Raw genomic sequence first — 19,782 nt, 5'->3', positions numbered from 1 at the left:
CCTCAGGGAGGGCCCACCTGCCCGGCCCATACGAATCGCAAAACTCGCGCGACGGTAGCCCCTAAAGGTCACATCTGTACCAAGCGGTCATCCTTGATGTGGGCATCCGACTGCACGATGAGCCCAGTATGAGGACTTGGGCAGTGACGGGGAAGATGCTCCCGGCGCGGCTCTTCGCGCCGCACAATCTTGAGTGCCGTGGTTGTCGGCGTCGAATACCAGCCTCCGGCGAATCTGCATGTGTGGCTTGGGACCGCTGACAGTATTCAACCGTGGGCAGCTTGATGGGGCTGATGCAGTGGGCCGGAGCGGTTGACTCGCTGGTCCTTGCCGGCTGGCGGCTAGAGCGGCTGGGGGAATGGTGAGGTTGAGGAGGCGTCAGGGCTGGTGTCCAGCCTTTGGCGGTGTGGTAGGTGCTGGGAGTCGTGTCGACAAGCAGGCTAGGACGCGGGCCCGCAACACGGTCACCGGCCCTGCACGGGACGTCCGCTCGCACGTCATCACAGGCGCACCTGGCCGCAGGGTTTAAGCCGGCTTTTTGCCAGGAGTGGTAGCACCTTTTGCTGGCCAGTCGAGTGCCGCCCTGATGTTGACTCTGGAGGTGTAGGAGATGGAGCCATGCTGGAAGAGCCTTACGGACAGACGGAACATGAGTGCCGCGCTGACGTAGAGGATCGCGATGACGATGGCGGCCTCGCCAGTGCTGAGGGACCCTAGACCGTTGCGCAGCAAGGCAGTGACCGGGGCGGAGAACGGGAAGTACGTGAAGATCTGCACCGCCATGTCCTGCGGGTCCGAGATGATCATCGATGCGGCGTACAAGGGCACGAAGGCCAACACGATTATCACGGACATCAAGTTTCCTGCCTCTTTGGCAGTGGGCATAACGGCTCCGGCCGCGACGAGGGTAGTGGTGAACAGCGCGAACCCGCCGATTAGGATGAGGAACCCTGTGATCACCGGGACCGGCTCAAAGATCAGGGCTGCGAAGTCGAAAGCAGGGATATTGATCTGCTCCCGGAAGAACAGGGACCCAACGATGATTGGGGAGGTGAAGATGCCCATTTGAAGGAGCCCGATTGCAAAGAGCGCCAGGACTTTGCCGCTGATCAGTACGGCCGGCTTCAAAGTGGTCAAGATCATCTCGCTGACGCGGTTTTCCTTCTCTTCCAAGGCGGAGTTGAGCATCTGCCCGGCGAGCAGGAAGATCATCATGTAAAAGATGATCAGGAACAGCAGGGGCGGGATTACAGCGTTGATTCCGCTGGCTTCCACCGTCCCTCGGTAGGTCTTGACGTCGATTCTCACTGCGTTACCTGTCAGGGCGACAAGCTCGGCGGAGCCAATCTTGGCGGTGGCTGCCTGCGAGAGCATCGCCTGGGCGGTCGCGGAATACTTGTCGTTCTCGAAGATGCCCCGATCGGCGCCGTAAACGTTGACGGTTGACTGGGCAGGGTCGGCGGGAAAATCGAAGAACGCGTCCACGGACCCGGACTGCACGGCCTGGACGCCGTCCTCCCGAGAGGACGCCTTGGTCGCTCCGAACTCCGCCGCCTGCCTGGCGGTGATGAGACCCGACTGGTCGGTGTAGGCGATGGAGAAGCCTCCGCTTTGTTGCGTCTCGGAGGCGGTGGCGGTCGTGGTGCTGCTGACACTCATCAGGCTAAACACGACGGCCATGATCAGGGGGACTGCCAGGGTACCGGCCCAGAACCACTTCTTGGTGACGACGCGTGTGAACTCGAATCCGGCCACCGCGCCAAGGTTGTGCCGTGCCATGTCCGGTTACACCTCCGCCATCGCGTAGTCGCGGTTGCTTGGCTTGTTCTGCTCGCCGTAGACGCGGATAAAGATGTCCTCCAGGGAGACCTTGGTCGTAGTGAAGGAACGGACCGCGACGCCACCGGAGACGAGTTCCTTCAGGATGTCCGCTTCGTCGGCGCCATCAGCGATGGACAGCTCGGAGTAGTTCGTCTCGCTGACCGTGACTGTGTACCGCGGCGATTCCGGGATCTGGCCGGCGTGTCTGAGGCGGACGACACGGCCACCGAACTGGTTCTGGACCTCGTCTACGGTGCCGTAAGCTTCCGCGGTTCCGTTCTTCAACAGGATCACCCGGTCACAGAGGCGTTCGACTTCCTCCATTTGGTGGGTGACCATGACAACAGTCGCGCCGTTAGCTTTCTGCTCCGCGATGATATCCATCAGCAGCTTACGGTTGACCGGGTCAAAGCCCTTGGTCGGTTCGTCCAGGATCAGCAGCTCGGGTTCGTTCATGATGGTCACACCGAGCTGGACCTTCTGCTGCTGCCCGCCGGAGAGCTTGTCCAGTTGCACTGTGGCCTTGTCGGCCAAAGCCACCCGCTCGAGATAGGTCAATGACCAGCGCCTCGCAGCGTGACGCCCCAGCCCTTTGAGCCTGCCAAAGTAGGTCATGACCTCGATGACGTTTTCCTTCTTGTACAGGCCGCGCTCCTCCGGCAAATACCCGAGCCGACCGCCGTCCTCCGGCCTGAAGGATTTACCGTTGATGTGCAGGACACCGGCCGACGGCTGATAGATTCCCAGTAGGGCACGGATCGTGGTCGTCTTTCCGGATCCGTTGCTGCCCAGGAACCCGAAAGTCTCACCGGCCTGCACGTCGAAGGACAAGTCACGGATGATTGTGGTGCCTCCGAAGGCCATGCTGAAGCCGTTTACATGTACCAGTGCCTCGCCCATGATCGTTCCTTATTTGCCGGATAATCTTCCGAGATCGAGCGTATTCCTGCATCTTCGGGCAACGCTTCCGTGCTGGCACGCACCGAAGTGGTTTGCACGTTGGGGTTGGGGAACGCGGTCCTCCCGGCCCATAACCAGGATCACCGGGCGTAAGCCGGCAGCGGGCCCGGAGTCTATGGCAGCGACTGCGTCCTGACCGAGGACGACAGGCCGAAACCTGACGCCAGCGCCGCGCACGTCGCCTCTGAACTCAACTGCTCACGCCCGCGAATCCATGGACCAGTGGACTATGTTCACGTTCAGGGTCACCATGACTTTGGAGACCCCGCACCGGGAAGCACGCCGCCCGGTTCACGGTGAGGTGCTGCCAGGCGGCCAAGGGCCTTCTGCACCTTGCGTCCCCTGACTACGGCGGCGACCGGGTCTGTGAACAGGATTTCAGCGCGCACGCGGCCTGATTCGACTGGAATACCGCGCGGCCAACGCCCAGCGACCGGATGAGTTTCTCCCTGGCGCACCTTCCCAGGAACTGGATGCTTTCTTTGACCGGGCCGACGATGAAGTGGACAAGCTACAACGTTGGGTCAGTGTCTGTTGCTGGAGTACCGCGATAAGGTCTCCTTAAAGGGTGCCTACCGCTGTAACCTGCGATTGCAACAAAGTCGGGCATCTGCAGTCTGCAGATTTTGCCTGGAACCGCACCCCCGGGACTTCGGCAAGTACGGGCGCTGCACCCGGTCCGGGAAGGCCGTGGGTCTTCTCCGAAATGCAGGGTCCTTGGCGTGTTCATGTGGTCAGCCGAGATCGTCGACGACTGGCTGGGATGCGGCGCACGTGACCGACGGGGTGGATTGGACAGGACTTGACGTCGGAGAGATCTGGCGGCGTCAGGTAGAGATTGATGCTCCCCGGCCCGCAGGGCGGCACCGCACATCCAGCTGCTGAGGCGTGGACGGTGCACAGCCCCATCGGCGCACCCTGTCGGGGAGGCGACGGGGTCAACGGCGAGTGTGGCCGCCGGGCTCCAGCAGCCACACTCGGTATCTCTTTGTTTCCTGGATTACTTCAGCATCCACACGTCGGTGGTGTAGTCCTGCCGGCCATCCGCTGGCGTGAAGTCTGTGTGGACCCAGACCCGCAGGTAAGTTTTGCCGTAATACTGGTAGGGCTTGACCCAGACGCTCTTGGTTGCCCAGCTGTACTTGTAGGTGGCGCTTTCCCATCCGCCGTTTTCGGCGTAGGTCCGTCGCGATCCCCAGTCGCAGTCGGTGGGGTGGCACTTTCCAAACACCCGGATGGAGCCCGCGGGATAGACACAGTGGCCGCTGGTGTCGCACAATGCTTGGTCTGCGCAGCCCCAGTCGAGCACCACTTTGGTGACTGAGTTGGTGTTTGGGTCGATGTTCTTCCAGGTTCCGTTCGCCGGGCTGGAGCCGCTACACAGGGCGTGGGCAGGCGCCGCCGTCACCGTGCTGCCGATGAAAACGAAGGCGAAGGCAGCAAGCATCGTGGCGATCAGGACGATGGCGGGCCGGCCCGTCTTTTGCCGGAAGGTGTTCATGAACATTGGGAGCTTCTCCTGGTGTGGTTTGTGTTTGTCGGCCGTTTGTTGCACAGTCCCCCGCTTTGACGGACCGGATGCTCTAAACCGGCACTTCCATGGTCCGCGCGGCGGGGGTTAGGCGCTTCCGTGCCAGCACGGTTCGTGGCTGCACCACGGACTGCTGGCCTTTCGGGGCGAGACGGCGTTGGGCGCATGAAACTCGTGGACCGGTGACATGGCCCGCCCGCTGGTCCCAAGAACCGCCGTGCACAAGAGTTGCGGGCTGGTGATCATAGGCCTGTACCGGCCCATAGCTGGGTGGGATCTGCCCGGGGTTGCAGCCTCGGGCAGGTGGGGTCTCGCCTGGACAGCCCTACCGGCACCGGCATGACCCGTACGCTCGGGTGGGTCGAAGGCGCGTGGACCAAGTAGTCGACCAAGTGGGACAATTGCCTTCTTCGTGGCGGCGTACCCGGAAGTATCAGGCGGGGTAATACAGTGAGTCCCAAGCAGCTGATGTCAGTGGCAGCGGTGACTTTTGGCATCGTGTTGCTTGTCTTGGTCTGCATTGACTGGTCTCCCATCGCTGTTCAAGATCCTGCGCGGACTTTGGGCTTAAGCGCCCAGGGCGTGCTGCGGTGGGGCGAGAACCCGGGCCGAACGCCGTTTTCGGTTTTTGAACTTGCGCTGTTCCTGGCCGTGGGTCTTGCTTTCATTGTGGCCGGTGTTACGGCTTGGGGGAGCCGCCCGACCCGAAACCCTGGAGTGCTGTTGTGTGTAGCGGGGTGGTTGTGGCTCGCGTCAGGTATCCGCCGTTCCAGCGATCCGGTGGCATTTACGCTGGGCGTCACGCTGACGCTGATGTATCAGCCTCCGCTGCTGCAGTTGGCGCTTAGCTTTCCCTCAGGCCTTTTGCGTAGCCGGGCCGAGAAGGCCGGCGTGACGTTTTTCTACGTGTCCTGGTTGTTGGCCCCTGTTGCTGGCTGGGCGTTCTTCGACCCACGCCCTCATATCAAGGAAGGGGTGTCCACCTCCCGTAATCTGCTGCTGCTCTGGGACAGTCCAGCACTCATGGATACTGTCGGGAACGGAGTTCGAACGTTTCAGATCTCGGTGGGAGTCGCGATCGTAGCGGTCCTCATTGACCGCTGGCGCACCGGTACAAGGGCATACCGGTCGGCTTTCTTGCCCCTGTGGCTAGCGGTGATAGTGAAGACAGCGGCCACTGTGTGGGTCTCCCTTGCAGTGATCCAGGTGTCCGGGTCACTATCCTCCGAAGCGCTCCTATGGCAGTATCCCGCGACCGCGATGGTCCCGCTGGCGGTTTTGTTCGGTCTGTGGCGTTACCGATTTGCTCGTGGCTCGTTGGGTGATCTCATGGTCGAAGTCGGTTCAGCCCCGGTGGGTGACAGGCTTGTCGGCGCGCTCCGCCGTTCGGTCCATGACCCAACGCTTACGTTGCTGCGTTGGGTCCCTGATCAGGTATCTTTTGTTGACAGCAACGGAGTTTCCCAATCGTTGCCAGATGCCTCCACTGGGCGCGCCTCCATGGTCCTGGAGCGCCATGGCGTACCAGTAGGGGCGTTAATATTCGACGAAGCCCTCCAGGACCAGCCGCAGTTGCTGGCAGCCGTACGCAGTGCAACTTCCCTGTCGTTGGAAAATCAGCAGATGGAGCAACAGCTTCGGGACCAGCTCATTGAGGTCCGGCGGTCAAGAGAACGAATCGTCACGGCTGGAGACTCCCGCCGTCGTCAGCTTGAACGGGATCTTCACGACGGGGCTCAGCAACGCTTGGTTGCGGTGGCGATGGAGCTGGCCCGGGCCAACCGGGCGACGGATCTTCGGGAAGTACAAGACCTGGTCGGCCAGGCCAGCGCCGAGCTTTCGGAGGCACTCGACGAACTGCGCGAATTGGCGCGGGGCGTATATCCGCCCTCCCTCCGAGAAAAGGGTCTCGCTGGTTCCCTTGCTGCGCTAGCGGAACGGTCATCCGTACCCGTAGAGCTGGATCTCAAGACGGACAATGCGATTCCTGCTCACGTGGAGGTGGCCGCTTACTTCATTTGCGCAGAAGCTGTTACTAACGCCACGAAATACGCCAAGGCGGGCTCGATCCGCATTTGCATCAACGGAGACGACAGAGAAATGCGTATGGTGATCGTGGACAACGGAATTGGTGGTGCCCGTCCGGGAGCCGACGGCGGCCTACAGGGCATTGCGGACCGGGCAGCGGCACTCGGCGGGTCGCTGTCAGTCGACAGCCCTGACGGTAAAGGGACGGCTATACGTGCCGTCCTCCCCTTCTCAACCGACCAGGAAGGCGACCTGCCATGAGACTGCGAGTTGCCATCGCCGATGACTCAGCTTTACTGCGCCGGGGGCTCTCGGCCCTGCTGCAGTCGGAAGGACTGGAGGTGGTGGGTGAGGCTGCTGATGGGCCGCAGCTGCTGGAAGTCATTGACAAACACGGGACCGACGTTGCCGTAGTGGATATCCGGATGCCTCCCACTTACACGATTGAGGGGATCCAGGCAGCAGAGACCCTAAAAAGCAGATACCCAGAGATAGGCGTTCTCCTACTATCCCAATACGTGGAAACCGAAAATGCAATGTCACTATTGAAGAACGGAGCCAAAGGCCTGGGCTACTTGCTCAAGGAGCGCGTGTCCGACGTCGACGAATTCATTGACGCCCTGCACCGCGTTTCTGCAGGTGGCACTGCGATCGATGCAGAGCTCGTCACACGTCTGGTTACTCGTCCACACAAAGGTCACGATCGAGGCGATGACCTAACGAGCCGGGAGAAAAGCGTCCTTGAGCTGATGGCCGAAGGGCGAACCAACCAGGCCATAGGTAAGGCCCTCTTCTTAGGGGAGCGCACCGTAGAAGCCCATATCAGGAGTATTTTCCTGAAGCTTGAGCTGAGGCCTGAGCCAGAGAACCACAGGAGAGTCCTTGCTGTCCTGACATACCTTCGCGGGGTCGGACAGAACCATGATTCCAACTAATCGGCCGTGGCCGCGGTTCCGGGCGAGGGGACGGCACGGTACTTCAGACGGCTGAAGCGCTTGGTGGCCGTGCCCACCTTCAACGTTGGACTCTTCAGTAAGTGGATGCGGCGTACGGCTGGTCTGGATAGAGTCGAGAGCCGCGAGAGTCCGAACTCAGAGCGGTGACAAAGCGATCTGAACCGTACTCTCCCCCCGCGGAAACTTGATGCGCAGGACTGGGTCTCGAGTGTCAGCCGGAACGGTGAAACTGACGTTGCCGGACTTGCTTGAATCACCTGCGACGAGGTCGTTGAGGCCGGAATCGGGGGATACGCTTACCCCGTCAGCGTTGAGCCGGAAGGTGGCGTCCCAGAAGTTTATGTCGTACCTGCCGTGGTTGGTGCATCTGATCGAGAAAGTCAGTGTGATCTGCCCGGCGACGTCGGGGCGGACCTGCGCGTCGAGAATCTCGTATTCCACGTCGGCAGACCGGTACTTACGCTCGGCCGGCAGTGATACCGCCCACCCTGTACCGTTATCCGGCTGCGCGTTACTCGGTGCCGAAGCCGAAATGTCCGGCTGCGCCGGGCTGCCGGGCTGCTGCGAAGAGCCGGTGCCGGCAGGTGAGCCGGGGGCGGTGGCCGGCTTGCCGGCGTCGAATACTCCGAGCTGGCCCAGGCCGAGCAAAAGCCCGGTCACTGCCGTGATCACTGCCGCCGCGGCTGTCAGAAGGCCGGGCAACGTGACCCACCAGTTGGTTGGTTTTTCGTCTGCCATATCGATTCCCTCGGTCCAGGCCGAAGTCATGCTTAGTTGATACTCTCAATACTCCGGCCGGTAGGCGTCCATGCGCCAGATGGTTGTAAGCCTTGACATGCGCTGATTTCTTCTGATCGACCCCCTTCTCCGATGCGAGTAGTGGTTGCAGGCCGCGTCCCTTTCGTCGGCCGGATGGCGGAGAGTTGGGTCCCTGCGCAAATGATTCGCTGGCAGGACTTCGTTGCGAAGAGCGTACAAAGAAGGACCGGCGCCTCATGGGCTGCCCATGAGGTAGCAAACAGCGAGACCAACCTTGAAAACTCCCAAACCCATGTTCCGCTGCCATCGTTCGAATGGGATAGCAGGAGAGGGACGGTAACGCCGCGGTAACGCTTGCTGTCCTACGGTTATGTCCGCTCCCTGTGGCCCCTTTCACGGTGCGTGGGGCGACCGGAAGAAACGTAGGGGAAGGTGTGCTGTGAAACTGGAATCTCTCCCTGACGAGGTACTGGCCTCCCTCGAGGTCCGGGATGCATGGCGGAGGCACGTGGGCGGCAACGGCTCAGGCCTGGAGTTTCTCATCTCTGATCTCGCACGTTGGGTACCAGGATCTGTGGTGCGAGTGGCTTTTTTGGATGGCGATACCGCCCTCCACCAGGAGGTGGCGGGGGCTACCAAACAGATCACCGATGCCTGCAACCTGGACCTTGATTTTGGGCTTAGCCCTTCCGGGGAGTACCGGCGCTGGGATGAGAATGATACTGAGTTGGCGGCCGAGATCCGAGTCGGTTTCAACATGGGCGGTTACTTCTCCCTGGTCGGCACCGACAGTACTGACCCTACCGTGGGATCCCCCGGGGACCCGGTGGGAGGCCGGCCAAACCAGCGGAGCCTGAATTTGGGCGGCTTCGCAGCGGACCGGCCCGATGACTGGGAGGGCACGGTCAGACACGAGTTCCTGCATGCCCTGGCGTTCCACCATTCGCATCAGAACATGCGCGGTGCCTGTGAACAGGAGTTCCGGTGGGAGGATGACCCCGGATATGTGCCCACGAGGAATCCTCGGGGGGTGTTTATCCCCGATGCGGCGGGGCGCCGGCCGGGAATCTACACCTTCCTGGCGGGTCCGCCCAATAACTGGCCGCGCCGTAAGGTCGATCATAACCTTCGCACTGAGGAGGACCCGGGCGTCGTAGCCGGCCCGTTCGATACTGACTCCGTCATGCTGTACAGCTTTCCGTCCTTCTTTTACAAGTCCGATCCAAGTACCTGCGCGCCGACGGGCAACGGTATTGACCTCTCGGCCGGGGACCGACGGGGCCTGGCGCTGCTGTACCCGCATACCGCCGAGCCGGTTGCGGACCTTCAGGAACGGGCCGGCGCCGCCCTGCAGGTGCTGGAGGGCGACGGATTTACGCCGGAATCGGCTGAGACTACCGGCGGGGAGTACCGGGACCGCGCTCTCGAACTGCTGCGCAGGCTTTCCGGAACTGGGTCCTGACCGGCATCTTGCCGGGGCAAGGAGGGGGCGACGGGCAGCAGCCGGGCAGGGTGTGTACCTTCGGGCTGCTGGCAGCCCCGCACGCACAGTACACGTAAGGAGGCCAATCACGCATGAATGCGTGCTCTAGCCACCGGGATCCAAAAAGACTAAGAAAGGACCAACTCGATGACCACCGGGAAGGGTTCATCAGATGAGCCGAAGCCGGCCGATGAAAAGGCGTCGAAATCGCTGCGGCAGTTCATCAGGACCAGGGGAGCGGAGTATCTTAAGGATCCGAACATCTCGTCTATCGGGGTGGGTTACAAGGTCACCGAAGGTAAATCGACCGGGGAAATCGCCCTGCAGTTCACTGTGGATCAGAAGGTGGCCCCGGAAGCGCTGGAATCCCTGGATACTGTGCCGATCCCGGAGACGATTGTGGTGGACGGCGTTTCGGTTCCCACTGATGTGATCGAGCGCAGTTACGAGCCCGCGTTCCGCATCGTGGCCGAAGCCGAACCGCCGCAGTCCAAGGTCAGGGTCGATCCGGTTCTGCCCGGGGTCAGTGTCGCCCATAGCAAGGGCAGCGCAGGCACCATAGGTTGCATCGTCTATGACAAGACCGACGGTACCCCCCTGGTGCTGAGCAATTGGCATGTCCTGCATGGATCCGGCGGCAGACTCGGGGACACCGTCGTGCAGCCCGGCCCGCACGATGACAACCGGGTCGAACGTAACCGCCTCGGAATACTGAAGCGCTCCCACCTTGGGCCCGCCGGCGACTGCGCGGTGGCCAGCATTGAAGGGCGTGGCATGGTCCCGGAAATTCTGGGTATCGGCACGGCCCCACAGAAGCTGGGTGAGCCGGAGATCGGGGACAAGGTCCTCAAGAGCGGCCGCACCACCGGACTCACCCACGGGGTCGTGCGCCGCATCGACGTTCTTGCCAAGCTGCATTATGGAGCGGAAGGTGAACATGCCATCGGTGGCTTCGAAATTGGCCCCGATCCCCAGAATCTGCCGGACGACGGGGAGATCAGCCGGGGCGGGGACTCGGGTGCGGCCTGGATCTTCAAAAACGCAAACGGTGAACCCGGAACTGTACTCGCAGGACTGCACTTCGCAGGCGAAACCGGCGCCAGCACCGACGAACACGCCTTGGCGTGCCTGCCCGAATCCGTGTTCGAGAAACTTGAAATCACGCTGCTGCCCCCCGACCCAGAAACCGTCGCCGAGGCCGCCGACAAGGGCTATGCTCCCCGTTTCCTCGGCACGCGCTTGGACCCGCCTGCCCTGGACGCCGCCCTCAAAGAGGACGCCGTGCTGATGGAGGGCTCGGAAATTATTCCCTACACCCACTTCTCAGTGGCAATGAGCCGGTCCCGTCGGTTGGCCCGATGGGTGGCATGGAATATAGACGGCACTGCGCTGCAGAAAATCAGCCGCAAAGGTATCAAGTTCACCAAGGACCCCAGGATCCCGGCGGTGTTCCAATGTGGCGATGAACTCTACAGCGGCAACCGGCTGGACCGCGGCCATGTTGCCCGCCGCGCAGACCTGCTCTGGGGCAGCCGGGCAGAAGCCGGCCGTGCCAACAAGGACTCCTTCTACTTCACGAACATCACTCCACAAATCGAGGACTTCAACCAAAGTAGCCAAAACGGAGTGTGGGGGCGAATCGAGGACGCTGTGTTCTCCGACGTCGAAGTGGATGACCTGAAAGTCAGCGTTCTCGGTGGTCCGGTCTTCCGAGAGGATGACCGCCTCTATCGCCACGTCCCGTTGCCCCGGGAATACTGGAAAGTGCTCGCTTTCACCGACCACGGAGAGCTGAAGTCCAGAGCTTTTCTGCTGACCCAGAACCTGAACCAGCTTGAGGCACTGGAACTGGACGAATTCCGGGTCTTCCAAGTGACTGTCAGTGAAGTCGAAGAACGTACCGGCCTGCGGTTTCCCGACGAGCTGCGCACTGCCGACACCTTCACCGCACCCGAGTCTCTGGAGGCCAGGAAACCTCTGGACACTCCCGCCAGCATCCGCTGGTAACCTCAAGTCTGCAAACACGCCTTAGAAAGGTTGAACGTTCCTCCTGGCGCTCAACGATGCAAAACGGCACTTTTCCATTGCTCCGAGAAACTTCCAAATTACGTGGAACGTTGACATCCCTCATAAAAGTACGGATCCTCGTTCCTAGATCTATCCCAGATCTCCTAAGCCGCTGGATTTGGGGGTGACCATGGGCAACGGCGACTATGGTGAGTTTCAACTGACCCTTTTTCAGTCATGGAAACTTCTTAAGGGCGCTAATGTTGTGCACGTCGCAGCGCGCCAGCAACGGCTGATTACGGCGTTGGCGATAAACGGTCCGCGGCCCCGCAGCTATCTCGTCGGGCTACTTTGGCCGGAGCATGCCGAGCCGAGAGCCATGGAAAGTCTGCGTGTGAGCGTGCATCTGATTACAAGGCAGGTGCCGGGTCTGTTAGTCAATGAGGGGGCTGTGCTTTCGCTCAGCGAGCTGCTGGACGTCGACCTGCATCGCTTCCGGTCGCAAATTCGACACCTGAGCCAAGCCGGGCTCAATGGAAATGCTGCTTCATGCCTTTACGATTTACGTCGTGCAGAGCTGCTTCCTGGCTGGTACGAAGACTGGATTATTTTTGAGCAGACCCGGCTTAGGCAGGACCGATTGCACGCGTTTCTCGTCATAGCCCGCGAATCGCTGGTACGGCGCGACTATGAGATTGCATTGGAAGCCTCTGAGGCAGCACTGGAACTTGAACCCCTCTACGAAAGAGCGGTTGGACTATTAATTCAGGCCGAGCGGCAGCAGGGCAACAACGCCTCAGCACTTCGGGCCTTTGAGAAGTATCAAGCGCAGCTGAAGGCAGATATGGGAATTGCTCCGTCAGAGGCAATTCGAAGGCTTGTCGCGGACGTTCGGTGACAGTGCAACTGAAACGGACTGAAAGACAAGTTTCCAGCGCAGCCAAGCTAGAGCCAGGCAGCGCGTACGGGTCACAGCCCACGATTGAACCCCAACCGTCGACGATGGCAAGCGCTTGGGGGCTGGGGAGCACGGTTCCAGGCAATCTTGCTTCCAAGCTAACAGTTACCGTCTAGGCTTCGTCTGGAGAGCCCGGCTGGGCAAAGAGCCACTGACGCACGATACGCAAGGCCTCGTCCCGATCGGCAGTGGCAATCCAATCGGGCTCGCCGTCCGGACCCCTGCTATAAGTTAGCCTGGCGCGGAAACCGGGTGCCTGATCGGGCTCGAGCCAGGTACGGATGACCAGGGTCCCCATGGGCGGGACGGCCGAGTCTGTCCCGTCTTGATCGGACATTCCTGACGGACCATCATCGCTTGTCATGAAATTCCCCCACTCTCCTCAGTTTGCGACAACACATACTGGAGGCTCGCGCCTCACCAATGCCCGGGCCAGCCTCGACTGTCTGCAGATAGCGCCTTGGGCATGTCCGCCAAGGAAGGCCCGAGGGCCGGCAGTCGCCGGATACCTTTGATCCTGCTGCACGTGAATCAGGAATCCGCCAGCGTTCGCAAAAGGTTTGCTCAAGATCGCCCGTTGGGAAAATACTTGTCGGGGATAGGGACCTTCTGTCTGGAAGAATGCTTCGTGGCGGTTTACTGTACCGCCTGGGCCAAGATAGTTGGGGAAGTAACGCCAGCCCTCCGGTGGGAGTTTTGGTTCCGCGGGGTAACAGCCTGAAGGGGCTCGCGTTGAACAGCATTATTGACCCCCTACGTTCGACTGGTATGACAAAAATAGTCATATAACCACCGAATGCGCAAATGATTGGACGCTCTCAGGAAGTCAGGTGGAATTTGCCCTGGCTTTTGCGACTCCTTGATCTGGCGAGTCAGTGCATAATGCCAGCCTGTCTCGGGCTACTACCTTTGCGGATTCCCTCCTCCTCGAACGAGACAAAGTCCGCGGTGTCACTGCCCACAAGTTCCTGCCAATGCTCCTAGCCGGGCTTGTTCGCTTAGCGGTTGTACATATGCGCCGGCAGTGCGACAACTGCCTCGAAAACCACGACCTGGCCCCACCGCTGGCCGCGCATCCCCGCGTCGGCTGATGCGACGGATTCACGCTCATGGTACGCGGGCAGCCGCTCCCGAGTAGCCACAGGACTGCTGCTCACCCCCGGAGTCCCAAATGCTGGTTGTGAGCCACGAGTTCCTGGAGGTCTCTGGTCCGATAACCACACCAGGGCGGACCGCCTTATCGTTTAGGAGGCAAAGGCCACCGACCGAACCACGACCGACTTCCACTGTTTCACCCGCGATTTGACTTGGCTGCGTCGAACCCAACCGGCACTGCACAGGGGCTCCACGAATTCCTATCACTTGGATGCGTCCAACCGGGTGCATGCATGTCATCGATGGGTGCCGGGGGACGGGCGGACCGTTGTCATCGTGATGAGCCAATCCGAATCAACGCTCTACGGCTACTCTCTCGGGTTTCCTGCAACGGAAATACCATGGCACACGCTCCGGCCATGCATCGACTGCCCTATTCCGCGGCCATCACCATTCCGGCCAACACAATACTTATCTTCTCACAAACAAGAAATGCGTGACATTCAGCCTCGGGCTGATTGGGACTACCGTAAGGCAACCGTTTTGGGCCGCACGGAGTTCAACGCACAGGTAAGGAATACTGCATGAGCACTGAGCTTCCACAGGGCAAGCGACGGCGCCGTGTTGTGTGGGGCGGTAGGGATTGTGGTCAGAAACATTTCAATTTGATGGATTATGGGAATGTCTCTTGCCCCGCGCAGTCTCGCGATTTATGGAGGACCTCCTGGGCGCCCTGGACTCGCATCGATGACCGCAGCCGCCTGTGCAGGCGCCCCGCGCCCATCATGGACGAAGGGACAAGAAGAATCCATAGTTGTCGTCCCTGCCGTGGTAGACCGCAGGCGTCAATGGCCGGAATGCGCCATGCCTCGGATGCCTGGCCCGCTGCCGGCCCAGGTATTTCGGACAGTGATTTAGGACGTATTGGTCATCGGTTCGGTGATTGACACGGACATTCTCTACTTCGTCCGTCTGCTATAAGAACGATGATCGGGTTCAAGACAGGGCACCGATCTGGTCGCTGAGCCGGTCGCGGAGGTCTCTTAGCCCCGTTTCTGCTGTGCGGAACTCTGCGGCATATTCATCTAGGAGGTTTTGAGCGCGCGGTACGTTGGAGGTGCTTACGGCACCTCCACGCCGCAGTTCCTGACGTACAGCATCCAGTGCCTGCTCACAGGCGTGAAGCGTCCTTTTTGCCGTTTGAGCCATATCCAAGTCATTGAAATACAAACTACCCAGGCGCCACGACAGCTCGCCGGCCCGCTGCCCAGCCCTGTCGCCGAGCAATGCCCACCAAGGTCGATTGCCGGCTCTTTTTTCCAACTTCAGACTTAGTTCTTGGATGCGGCTGCATGAACCCTTTAGCGATTGAATATCTGATTCTAGATCTGCTACCTGATTCCGCGCTGCAAGTAGGTGTTCATTAAATCGCGCTGGTTCTCTGTTCATGTCGGTGCCGTCACTTGTGAAGTCGAAGTAGGTCACGACTCTGGTGATGCTGATTAATCCTGCAACAGTAGCTTTCATCTGTTTCATCATGTCTGCAAGGTCATTCTTTGCGTCAGGATGATTTTTTTTCAGGTATGCTTGGCCGTCTTCAAGCGCGCTGAGAATGGTGCGCGTGTTCTCAATTATCTCGGCTATCAAGGCAACGGTTTCTTTTACTTCATTAACGATCATCTAAGCTCCTCCGCGCACTGCTAGCTCTTCCGGCCCGGACTGCAGGCCGCTCAAAGTCCTCTTGAGATGGATTGCCGAAGGCCGCCTCGGGAGTGAGCGGAAGATCAGACCTCCAATGGGGTTCCCCACAAGAAAGACCTTCGGCGCGCCGGTCTTTTCCAAAACCAGCTTGACCATCTCAAACAGGTCCAGCGCCGCCTGGGTTCCTTGAAAGGGTGGCAGCTGAATCATCGTGAAAACGATGAATCCACACCGATGCTGGGCCGACCGTGCCGGCTTCCATTGCACGAAAGCCCATTGGTCACAGTGCACCGGTACTTCGTACTTGTGGCCAGAAATTAGCCGCAACAGCGGCGATTCCGACTGATGAAACCTGGCCCTGCCGCTGCTGTCGGTGCGGACATGGACGGAACATTGGCTGAATCCGTAAAACTGAGCGTCTACTGCGCTGTTGATGGCGGAGTCGTTGTCGGCGAATCCGAGTACGTAGATCACAGGTAGCCTGTCATCATCGCCGGGGTAACTCATCTCTTATCTCTCCCCAAAGTAAGCGCACCCCCAGAAACGGACTGGATGCACGTGGAGAGTGGAACACGCTGGCCGTTACTGTGGCGTTATTGCCGGAGTTCAGCGGATCCTTTGCTCTGGACGCGAGCCTGTAACGCGGTGGTAACGCTGATGAGGCTCTACTGGATTCAACAAAGCGCAGCACGCTCAGCCGGTTGAATCTGCCGGGGTGGAGACAGAGATGTCGGCTTCAGAGTAGCGATCAGGAGGGGCGCGGAGCCATGAACGTAAAACGCGACGATATCGATGGGACCGAACCGGGCGGTACGCCTGCCGGTTGGGTGACGGGTGAAGGCTTTGTCATGCCGAAGTGGGATGCGCCTGATGTGGTCGCGCCTCACCAGGACAAGCCAAGTCCTGACAAGGAGGCGGACAACGCCACTCCTGCGGGACCGCCAGCGCCAGGAGGCCTAGTCCTGCCGGACTGGGATGAGGAAGAGAGCGAAGCGTCGCGGGACGCTCGGGTCGGGAAAGGCGATGGCAGCGGGCCGACCGGCTATGTACCACCTGGTGGGGCAACAGGAGAGGGAAAGATCGAGCCCGACGGACTTTGATCCTTGACCGGCCATGAGTGAAATTGCGAAGGGCGTCCTTGGCGGGGCATGGACTCTACTCGTCGGTTGGATCTTTCCGGCTTTCTTGGTGTTGGAGAGTGCACTCATTTTGTGGCTGCCGGCGGTGGCGGCCGAGGAGCCTTTTAGCCGCTTCGCAAGGCAAGGGCTTGATCAGCAGCAGCTCGTGGTGCTGCTAGTTTCCGTCGCCGTAGGGTTTCTGCTGGCGGCCCTTCAGACGCCGCTCTACAAGATATTGGAGGGGTACTGGCTGTGGCCCAAACCTCTGAAGGACAGCGGAACTGCACGGCAGAAGCGCATCAGGGCGAAGCTTATTGAGGAAGCCCAAGAAAGCGGGCCGGACAATGAACCCAACCACTGGGTGGAGATGCGCTTCTCATCCATCGATAATCAGTTAGCTCCAACGGCGTTCGGCAACGCCATGAGGCGTTTTGAAACCTATGCAGTTGATCGGTACTACCTGGACTCGCAAACGCTGTGGCACCATTTGGCCGCCAGCGCGCCGGAGTACATCGTGAAGGCGGAAGCTTCTGCGCGAACGAATGTCGATTTCGCGGTAGCTCTGACTTGGCTGAGTTCGCTTCTCGCTGCCGTGGCGGGAGCCACGTGGATAATGCAACCAAACGACAGCGGTCTAATTGTGTCGTTCTTCTTAGCGGCCGTTGCTGCTTACGGTGCGTATCGGTTGGCCATTTTGGGCACGGACGAGTGGGCGGCAACTGTGCGCGCCCAAGTTGACCTGGGGAGAGTAAAACTTGCTGAATCTATGGGCTACAAACTGCCAAAATCACTCCACAACGAACGGGCGCTCTGGTCTCACCTTAACTACTTCGTGAAAGAGCCTTTTGACCGCTCTAACGTTGAAGATGTGCTGAACAAGTTCCGCATCGCGGACAAGAAGGACGAGAGTGAATCGCAGGGCCACCAGCGCCTGATCGGAGGCCACTCCGCGGGTGGTCCCTAGTAGACCGCAAACCTGTGGCCTTCTCTATCCCGGGATGTTGAAACATTTCGTGGCCTTGGTCCCAGGTCAGTGTGCGGCGTAGCGGCAGCGGTAGGCGCGAGTAGGCGGCGATGAGCGCGTTGGCCGGGGTCATGGCGAAATGGTCTCCGGGTAGCCGTAGGAGCGGGGTGAAGCCGGTCTTGCGTTCAACCAGAGTGACGATCGCAGAGCACTGTCAAGATCCGATGATGACACCGAGAGGCGCCGTCCTCCTCTACACCGCCAGCGCCATCCCCGTCGCCTTGCGCGCCGGTGTTCCCCGAAACTGCTCTTCAGCTCGCGCTGGTCGGGCTGGCAGCAGCCACCTCGTGGCTCACCATTTGGATGATGCAGAACACGCCCAGCGAAACTGCAAGCAAAGCTGCCGATCGAAAGCCAGTGACAGGCGCTAATGCGAGTTGAACGAGAGCAGAATGACAGCCACCAACGCGCATGCAGAGGCATGTATCTGGTGCCACTGACCACTCGGTCAGTGGCACCAGGCATACCCTTCAACTGGGAGTAAGTTGAAGCAACAGCAGTTAGCCCGCCGGTGCCGGTTCCAACGCATCGAGGATTAACTCGAGACCGTAGGCGAATTCGTTGCCGTAGTCGTAGCCTGGCTGCATGATGACTTGCGTGGCGATCTCGACCATGTGCGGGTATTCCCCGGTCGCGAACCGTTCCATGATGGGACCGGCCACCTCCGCCATGGGCTTATTGCCGGCTATGGGCAGTGCGGCTTCCTGGAGGGCGAACCCGTAGATGTAGCTGTCCAGAAGCGAGTAGGCCCGGGCAGTCTGTTGCACGGTAAAGCCCGCGGCACGCAGGGTCCCCAGGGTTGCCTCGTGGTGCTTTAGGGTCGCCGGGCCGGGAGCTTTGCGGGATTCCAGCAACCTGACCGCCCACGGGTGCCGGCGCAGCGCCTCGCGGGCCGAGTGGGCCCGGCGGCGCATCTGTTCCTTCCACTCGCCTCCAGCATCCGGTGTGTCGATCTCGCTGAAAACGAGGTCCACGAGGCTGTCGAGGATCTGCTCCTTGTTGGCCACGTAATAGTAGAGCGTCATCGGCTTGGTGCCCATGCTATGGGCGAGGGAACGTATCGACAGCGCAGCGATACCCTCCCTGTCCGCCAACTCCAGGGCGTTCTGCAGTACCTTCTCGCGGCTGAGCCCCGGTCGGTCCCTGCCGCCGGCGCCTGCGTCCTTCATCTAGATGCTCCTCCCAGCCCTTCCGCTTCCGTACATCGTAGGATACCTTTTTCGTACAGCGTACGAAAGCGCCTGCCATGCAGAAAGGAACGTCATGAAAATACAGCAACGGGCTCAGCGACAGGGCACCAGGGCCGGCGGCATGCTCGCTCTCGTTCGGGAAGCTTACGGTGGGCCGGAGGTGCTTCGCCTGGAGCGGGTGCCACGCCCTGCTGTCCAAGGCGACGACGTACTCGTTAGAGTCAGGGCGGCCGGCGTCGACCGCGGAATCTGGCACATGATGACCGGGCTGCCATATTTAGGCCGCCTCGCATTTGGCTCCCGGAAACCAAAGGACGCGGTTCTGGGCCTGGATCTCGCAGGAACCGTAGAGGCCGTAGGTCCCGACGTCACGCGGTTCGCCGTGGGGGACGCGGTGTACGGCAGCGGCCGTGGTTCCTATGCGGAATACGCCATTGCACCCGAGACCAAGCTGGCCGCGAAGCCCCAGGCGCTCTCCTTCGAGCAGGCCGCGGCGGTGCCGGTTTCCGCGGTCACTGCCCTCCAGGGCCTGCGGGTCGGGAAGATCGGGGAGGGGCAGAAGGTGCTGATCACCGGCGCGTCCGGCGGCGTCGGCAGCTACGCGGTCCAGCTGGCCAAAGCCTACGGTGCGCAGGTCACCGGAGTCTGCAGTACCGGCAAGGTCGGGTTTGTCCGGTCCCTCGGCGCGGACCACGTCATCGACTACACCCGGGAGGACTTCGCAGAGACCGGCCCGTACGACCTCATCCTGGACATCGCGGGGAATCCGCCGATCTCGCGCCTGCGCCGCGCCCTGACACCTACAGGAACCGCCGTCATCACCGGCGGTGAGAGCGGAGGAAAACTGACCGGAGGCCTCCACCGCCAGCTCGGCGCCCTGGCGCTGTCACCCTTCATCAGCCAACGGCTGACCACGTTCCTCGGACTGGTCCGTGCCGCCGAACTTCAGGACCTCACCCCGCTTATCGAGGCCGGCACAATAGCCCCAGCCCTCCACCGGACCTTCACGCTGGCCGAGGCTAAAGAAGCCCTCCGCTTCCTGGAAGACGGCCAGGTGTCCGGAAAGGTGGCCCTCACCATCTGACGGCCGCAAGCCGCCGTGGAAATGAAGTCTTCGTCAGGAACCCCCAGTGCAAACATTGTTGTGAGCA

17 protein-coding genes are annotated in these 19,782 nt (G+C 60.6%); 8 read left to right on the top strand and 9 right to left on the bottom strand.

What is annotated here, in order from left to right; all coding sequences use genetic code 11:
• Positions 1-525: 525 nt before the first annotated feature.
• The 4 genes from M1E01_RS10805 to M1E01_RS10790 all read right to left on the bottom strand — a co-directional run bounded on the left by M1E01_RS10805 (position 526) and on the right by M1E01_RS10790 (position 4,288).
• Positions 526-1,779: an ABC transporter permease gene (locus M1E01_RS10805; protein WP_457971612.1), complete on the bottom strand. Its 1,254-nt coding sequence runs from the start codon at positions 1,777-1,779 to the stop codon at positions 526-528.
• A gap of 6 nt (positions 1,780-1,785) precedes the next feature.
• Entirely contained in the window at positions 1,786-2,721 is a 936-nt protein-coding gene (locus tag M1E01_RS10800; RefSeq protein ID WP_457971611.1) for an ABC transporter ATP-binding protein, read from the bottom strand.
• A gap of 305 nt (positions 2,722-3,026) precedes the next feature.
• Positions 3,027-3,170, bottom strand: coding sequence for a hypothetical protein (locus tag M1E01_RS10795; protein WP_457971610.1), 144 nt, complete (start codon positions 3,168-3,170; stop codon positions 3,027-3,029).
• 611 nt (positions 3,171-3,781) lie between these two features.
• Positions 3,782-4,288: a hypothetical protein gene (locus M1E01_RS10790; RefSeq protein ID WP_457971609.1), complete on the bottom strand. Its 507-nt coding sequence runs from the start codon at positions 4,286-4,288 to the stop codon at positions 3,782-3,784.
• Positions 4,289-4,762: 474 nt separating this feature from the next.
• On the opposite strand from M1E01_RS10790, the gene M1E01_RS10785 reads away from it, so the two are divergent.
• Both M1E01_RS10785 and M1E01_RS10780 read left to right on the top strand, forming a co-directional pair.
• Positions 4,763-6,601 carry a sensor histidine kinase gene (locus M1E01_RS10785; protein WP_457971608.1) on the top strand — a complete coding sequence of 613 codons (1,839 nt, stop codon included), beginning with the start codon at positions 4,763-4,765 and terminating at the stop codon, positions 6,599-6,601.
• Positions 6,598-7,275, top strand: a complete 678-nt coding sequence (locus M1E01_RS10780; RefSeq protein WP_457971607.1) for a response regulator transcription factor — start codon at positions 6,598-6,600, stop codon at positions 7,273-7,275. Before M1E01_RS10785 ends, M1E01_RS10780 begins: the two co-directional genes overlap by 4 nt.
• Positions 7,276-7,431: 156 nt before the next feature.
• On the opposite strand, the gene M1E01_RS10775 is transcribed toward M1E01_RS10780, so the two are convergent.
• The gene (locus M1E01_RS10775) at positions 7,432-8,064 is read right to left on the bottom strand and encodes a hypothetical protein (RefSeq protein ID WP_457971606.1); all 633 of its coding nucleotides are present in this window, start codon (positions 8,062-8,064) and stop codon (positions 7,432-7,434) included.
• A 430-nt stretch (positions 8,065-8,494) separates the two neighbouring features.
• Here M1E01_RS10775 and M1E01_RS10770 point away from each other — a divergent pair, with 430 nt between their 5' ends.
• From M1E01_RS10770 to M1E01_RS10760, 3 genes are all read left to right on the top strand, one after another.
• A complete protein-coding gene (locus M1E01_RS10770) occupies positions 8,495-9,517 on the top strand; it encodes a hypothetical protein (RefSeq protein ID WP_457971605.1) in 1,023 nt (340 codons plus the stop codon).
• A 168-nt stretch (positions 9,518-9,685) separates the two neighbouring features.
• Complete coding sequence (locus M1E01_RS10765) at positions 9,686-11,545, top strand: DNA/RNA non-specific endonuclease (RefSeq protein WP_457971604.1); 1,860 nt, start codon at positions 9,686-9,688, stop codon at positions 11,543-11,545.
• Positions 11,546-11,735: 190 nt separating this feature from the next.
• Positions 11,736-12,443, top strand: a complete 708-nt coding sequence (locus M1E01_RS10760) for an AfsR/SARP family transcriptional regulator (protein ID WP_457974934.1) — start codon at positions 11,736-11,738, stop codon at positions 12,441-12,443.
• Between the two features lie 1,058 nt (positions 12,444-13,501).
• Here M1E01_RS10760 and M1E01_RS10755 read toward each other — a convergent pair.
• Positions 13,502-13,660, bottom strand: coding sequence for a hypothetical protein (locus M1E01_RS10755; protein WP_457971603.1), 159 nt, complete (start codon positions 13,658-13,660; stop codon positions 13,502-13,504).
• A 145-nt stretch (positions 13,661-13,805) separates the two neighbouring features.
• On the opposite strand from M1E01_RS10755, the gene M1E01_RS10750 reads away from it, so the two are divergent.
• A complete protein-coding gene (locus tag M1E01_RS10750) occupies positions 13,806-14,186 on the top strand; it encodes a hypothetical protein (protein WP_457971602.1) in 381 nt (126 codons plus the stop codon).
• 408 nt (positions 14,187-14,594) lie between these two features.
• Here M1E01_RS10750 and M1E01_RS10745 read toward each other — a convergent pair whose 3' ends face one another.
• Both M1E01_RS10745 and M1E01_RS10740 read right to left on the bottom strand, forming a co-directional pair.
• Positions 14,595-15,278: a hypothetical protein gene (locus tag M1E01_RS10745; RefSeq protein WP_457971601.1), complete on the bottom strand. Its 684-nt coding sequence runs from the start codon at positions 15,276-15,278 to the stop codon at positions 14,595-14,597.
• Positions 15,279-15,806 carry a hypothetical protein gene (locus M1E01_RS10740; protein WP_457971600.1) on the bottom strand — a complete coding sequence of 176 codons (528 nt, stop codon included), beginning with the start codon at positions 15,804-15,806 and terminating at the stop codon, positions 15,279-15,281.
• Between the two features lie 606 nt (positions 15,807-16,412).
• Between M1E01_RS10740 and M1E01_RS10735 the strand changes: the two genes are divergently transcribed.
• The gene (locus tag M1E01_RS10735) at positions 16,413-17,381 is read left to right on the top strand and encodes a hypothetical protein (RefSeq protein WP_457971599.1); all 969 of its coding nucleotides are present in this window, start codon (positions 16,413-16,415) and stop codon (positions 17,379-17,381) included.
• Between the two features lie 560 nt (positions 17,382-17,941).
• On the opposite strand, the gene M1E01_RS10730 is transcribed toward M1E01_RS10735, so the two are convergent.
• Positions 17,942-18,610: a TetR/AcrR family transcriptional regulator gene (locus tag M1E01_RS10730; RefSeq protein ID WP_457971598.1), complete on the bottom strand. Its 669-nt coding sequence runs from the start codon at positions 18,608-18,610 to the stop codon at positions 17,942-17,944.
• A gap of 94 nt (positions 18,611-18,704) precedes the next feature.
• Between M1E01_RS10730 and M1E01_RS10725 the strand changes: the two genes are divergently transcribed.
• Positions 18,705-19,715, top strand: coding sequence for an NAD(P)-dependent alcohol dehydrogenase (locus tag M1E01_RS10725; protein ID WP_457971597.1), 1,011 nt, complete (start codon positions 18,705-18,707; stop codon positions 19,713-19,715).
• The last annotated feature ends 67 nt before the right edge of the window (positions 19,716-19,782 follow it).

The sequence above is a fragment of the Arthrobacter sp. D1-17 genome (genome assembly GCF_054130535.1).
This window is presented reverse-complemented; position numbering and strand designations above follow the sequence as displayed.

Bases quoted from the DNA above. Each gene is read 5' to 3' on its own strand.
- M1E01_RS10805 (WP_457971612.1), bottom strand. From the start codon at position 1,779: ATGGCACGGCACAACCTTGGCGCGGTGGCCGGATTCGAGTTCACACGC.
- M1E01_RS10800 (WP_457971611.1), bottom strand. From the start codon at position 2,721: ATGGGCGAGGCACTGGTACATGTAAACGGCTTCAGCATGGCCTTCGGA.
- M1E01_RS10790 (WP_457971609.1), bottom strand. From the start codon at position 4,288: ATGTTCATGAACACCTTCCGGCAAAAGACGGGCCGGCCCGCCATCGTC.
- M1E01_RS10780 (WP_457971607.1), top strand. From the start codon at position 6,598: ATGAGACTGCGAGTTGCCATCGCCGATGACTCAGCTTTACTGCGCCGG.
- M1E01_RS10775 (WP_457971606.1), bottom strand. From the start codon at position 8,064: ATGACTTCGGCCTGGACCGAGGGAATCGATATGGCAGACGAAAAACCA.
- M1E01_RS10765 (WP_457971604.1), top strand. From the start codon at position 9,686: ATGACCACCGGGAAGGGTTCATCAGATGAGCCGAAGCCGGCCGATGAA.
- M1E01_RS10760 (WP_457974934.1), top strand. From the start codon at position 11,736: ATGGGCAACGGCGACTATGGTGAGTTTCAACTGACCCTTTTTCAGTCA.
- M1E01_RS10745 (WP_457971601.1), bottom strand. From the start codon at position 15,278: ATGATCGTTAATGAAGTAAAAGAAACCGTTGCCTTGATAGCCGAGATA.
- M1E01_RS10740 (WP_457971600.1), bottom strand. From the start codon at position 15,806: ATGAGTTACCCCGGCGATGATGACAGGCTACCTGTGATCTACGTACTC.
- M1E01_RS10735 (WP_457971599.1), top strand. From the start codon at position 16,413: ATGAGTGAAATTGCGAAGGGCGTCCTTGGCGGGGCATGGACTCTACTC.
- M1E01_RS10730 (WP_457971598.1), bottom strand. From the start codon at position 18,610: ATGAAGGACGCAGGCGCCGGCGGCAGGGACCGACCGGGGCTCAGCCGC.
- M1E01_RS10725 (WP_457971597.1), top strand. From the start codon at position 18,705: ATGAAAATACAGCAACGGGCTCAGCGACAGGGCACCAGGGCCGGCGGC.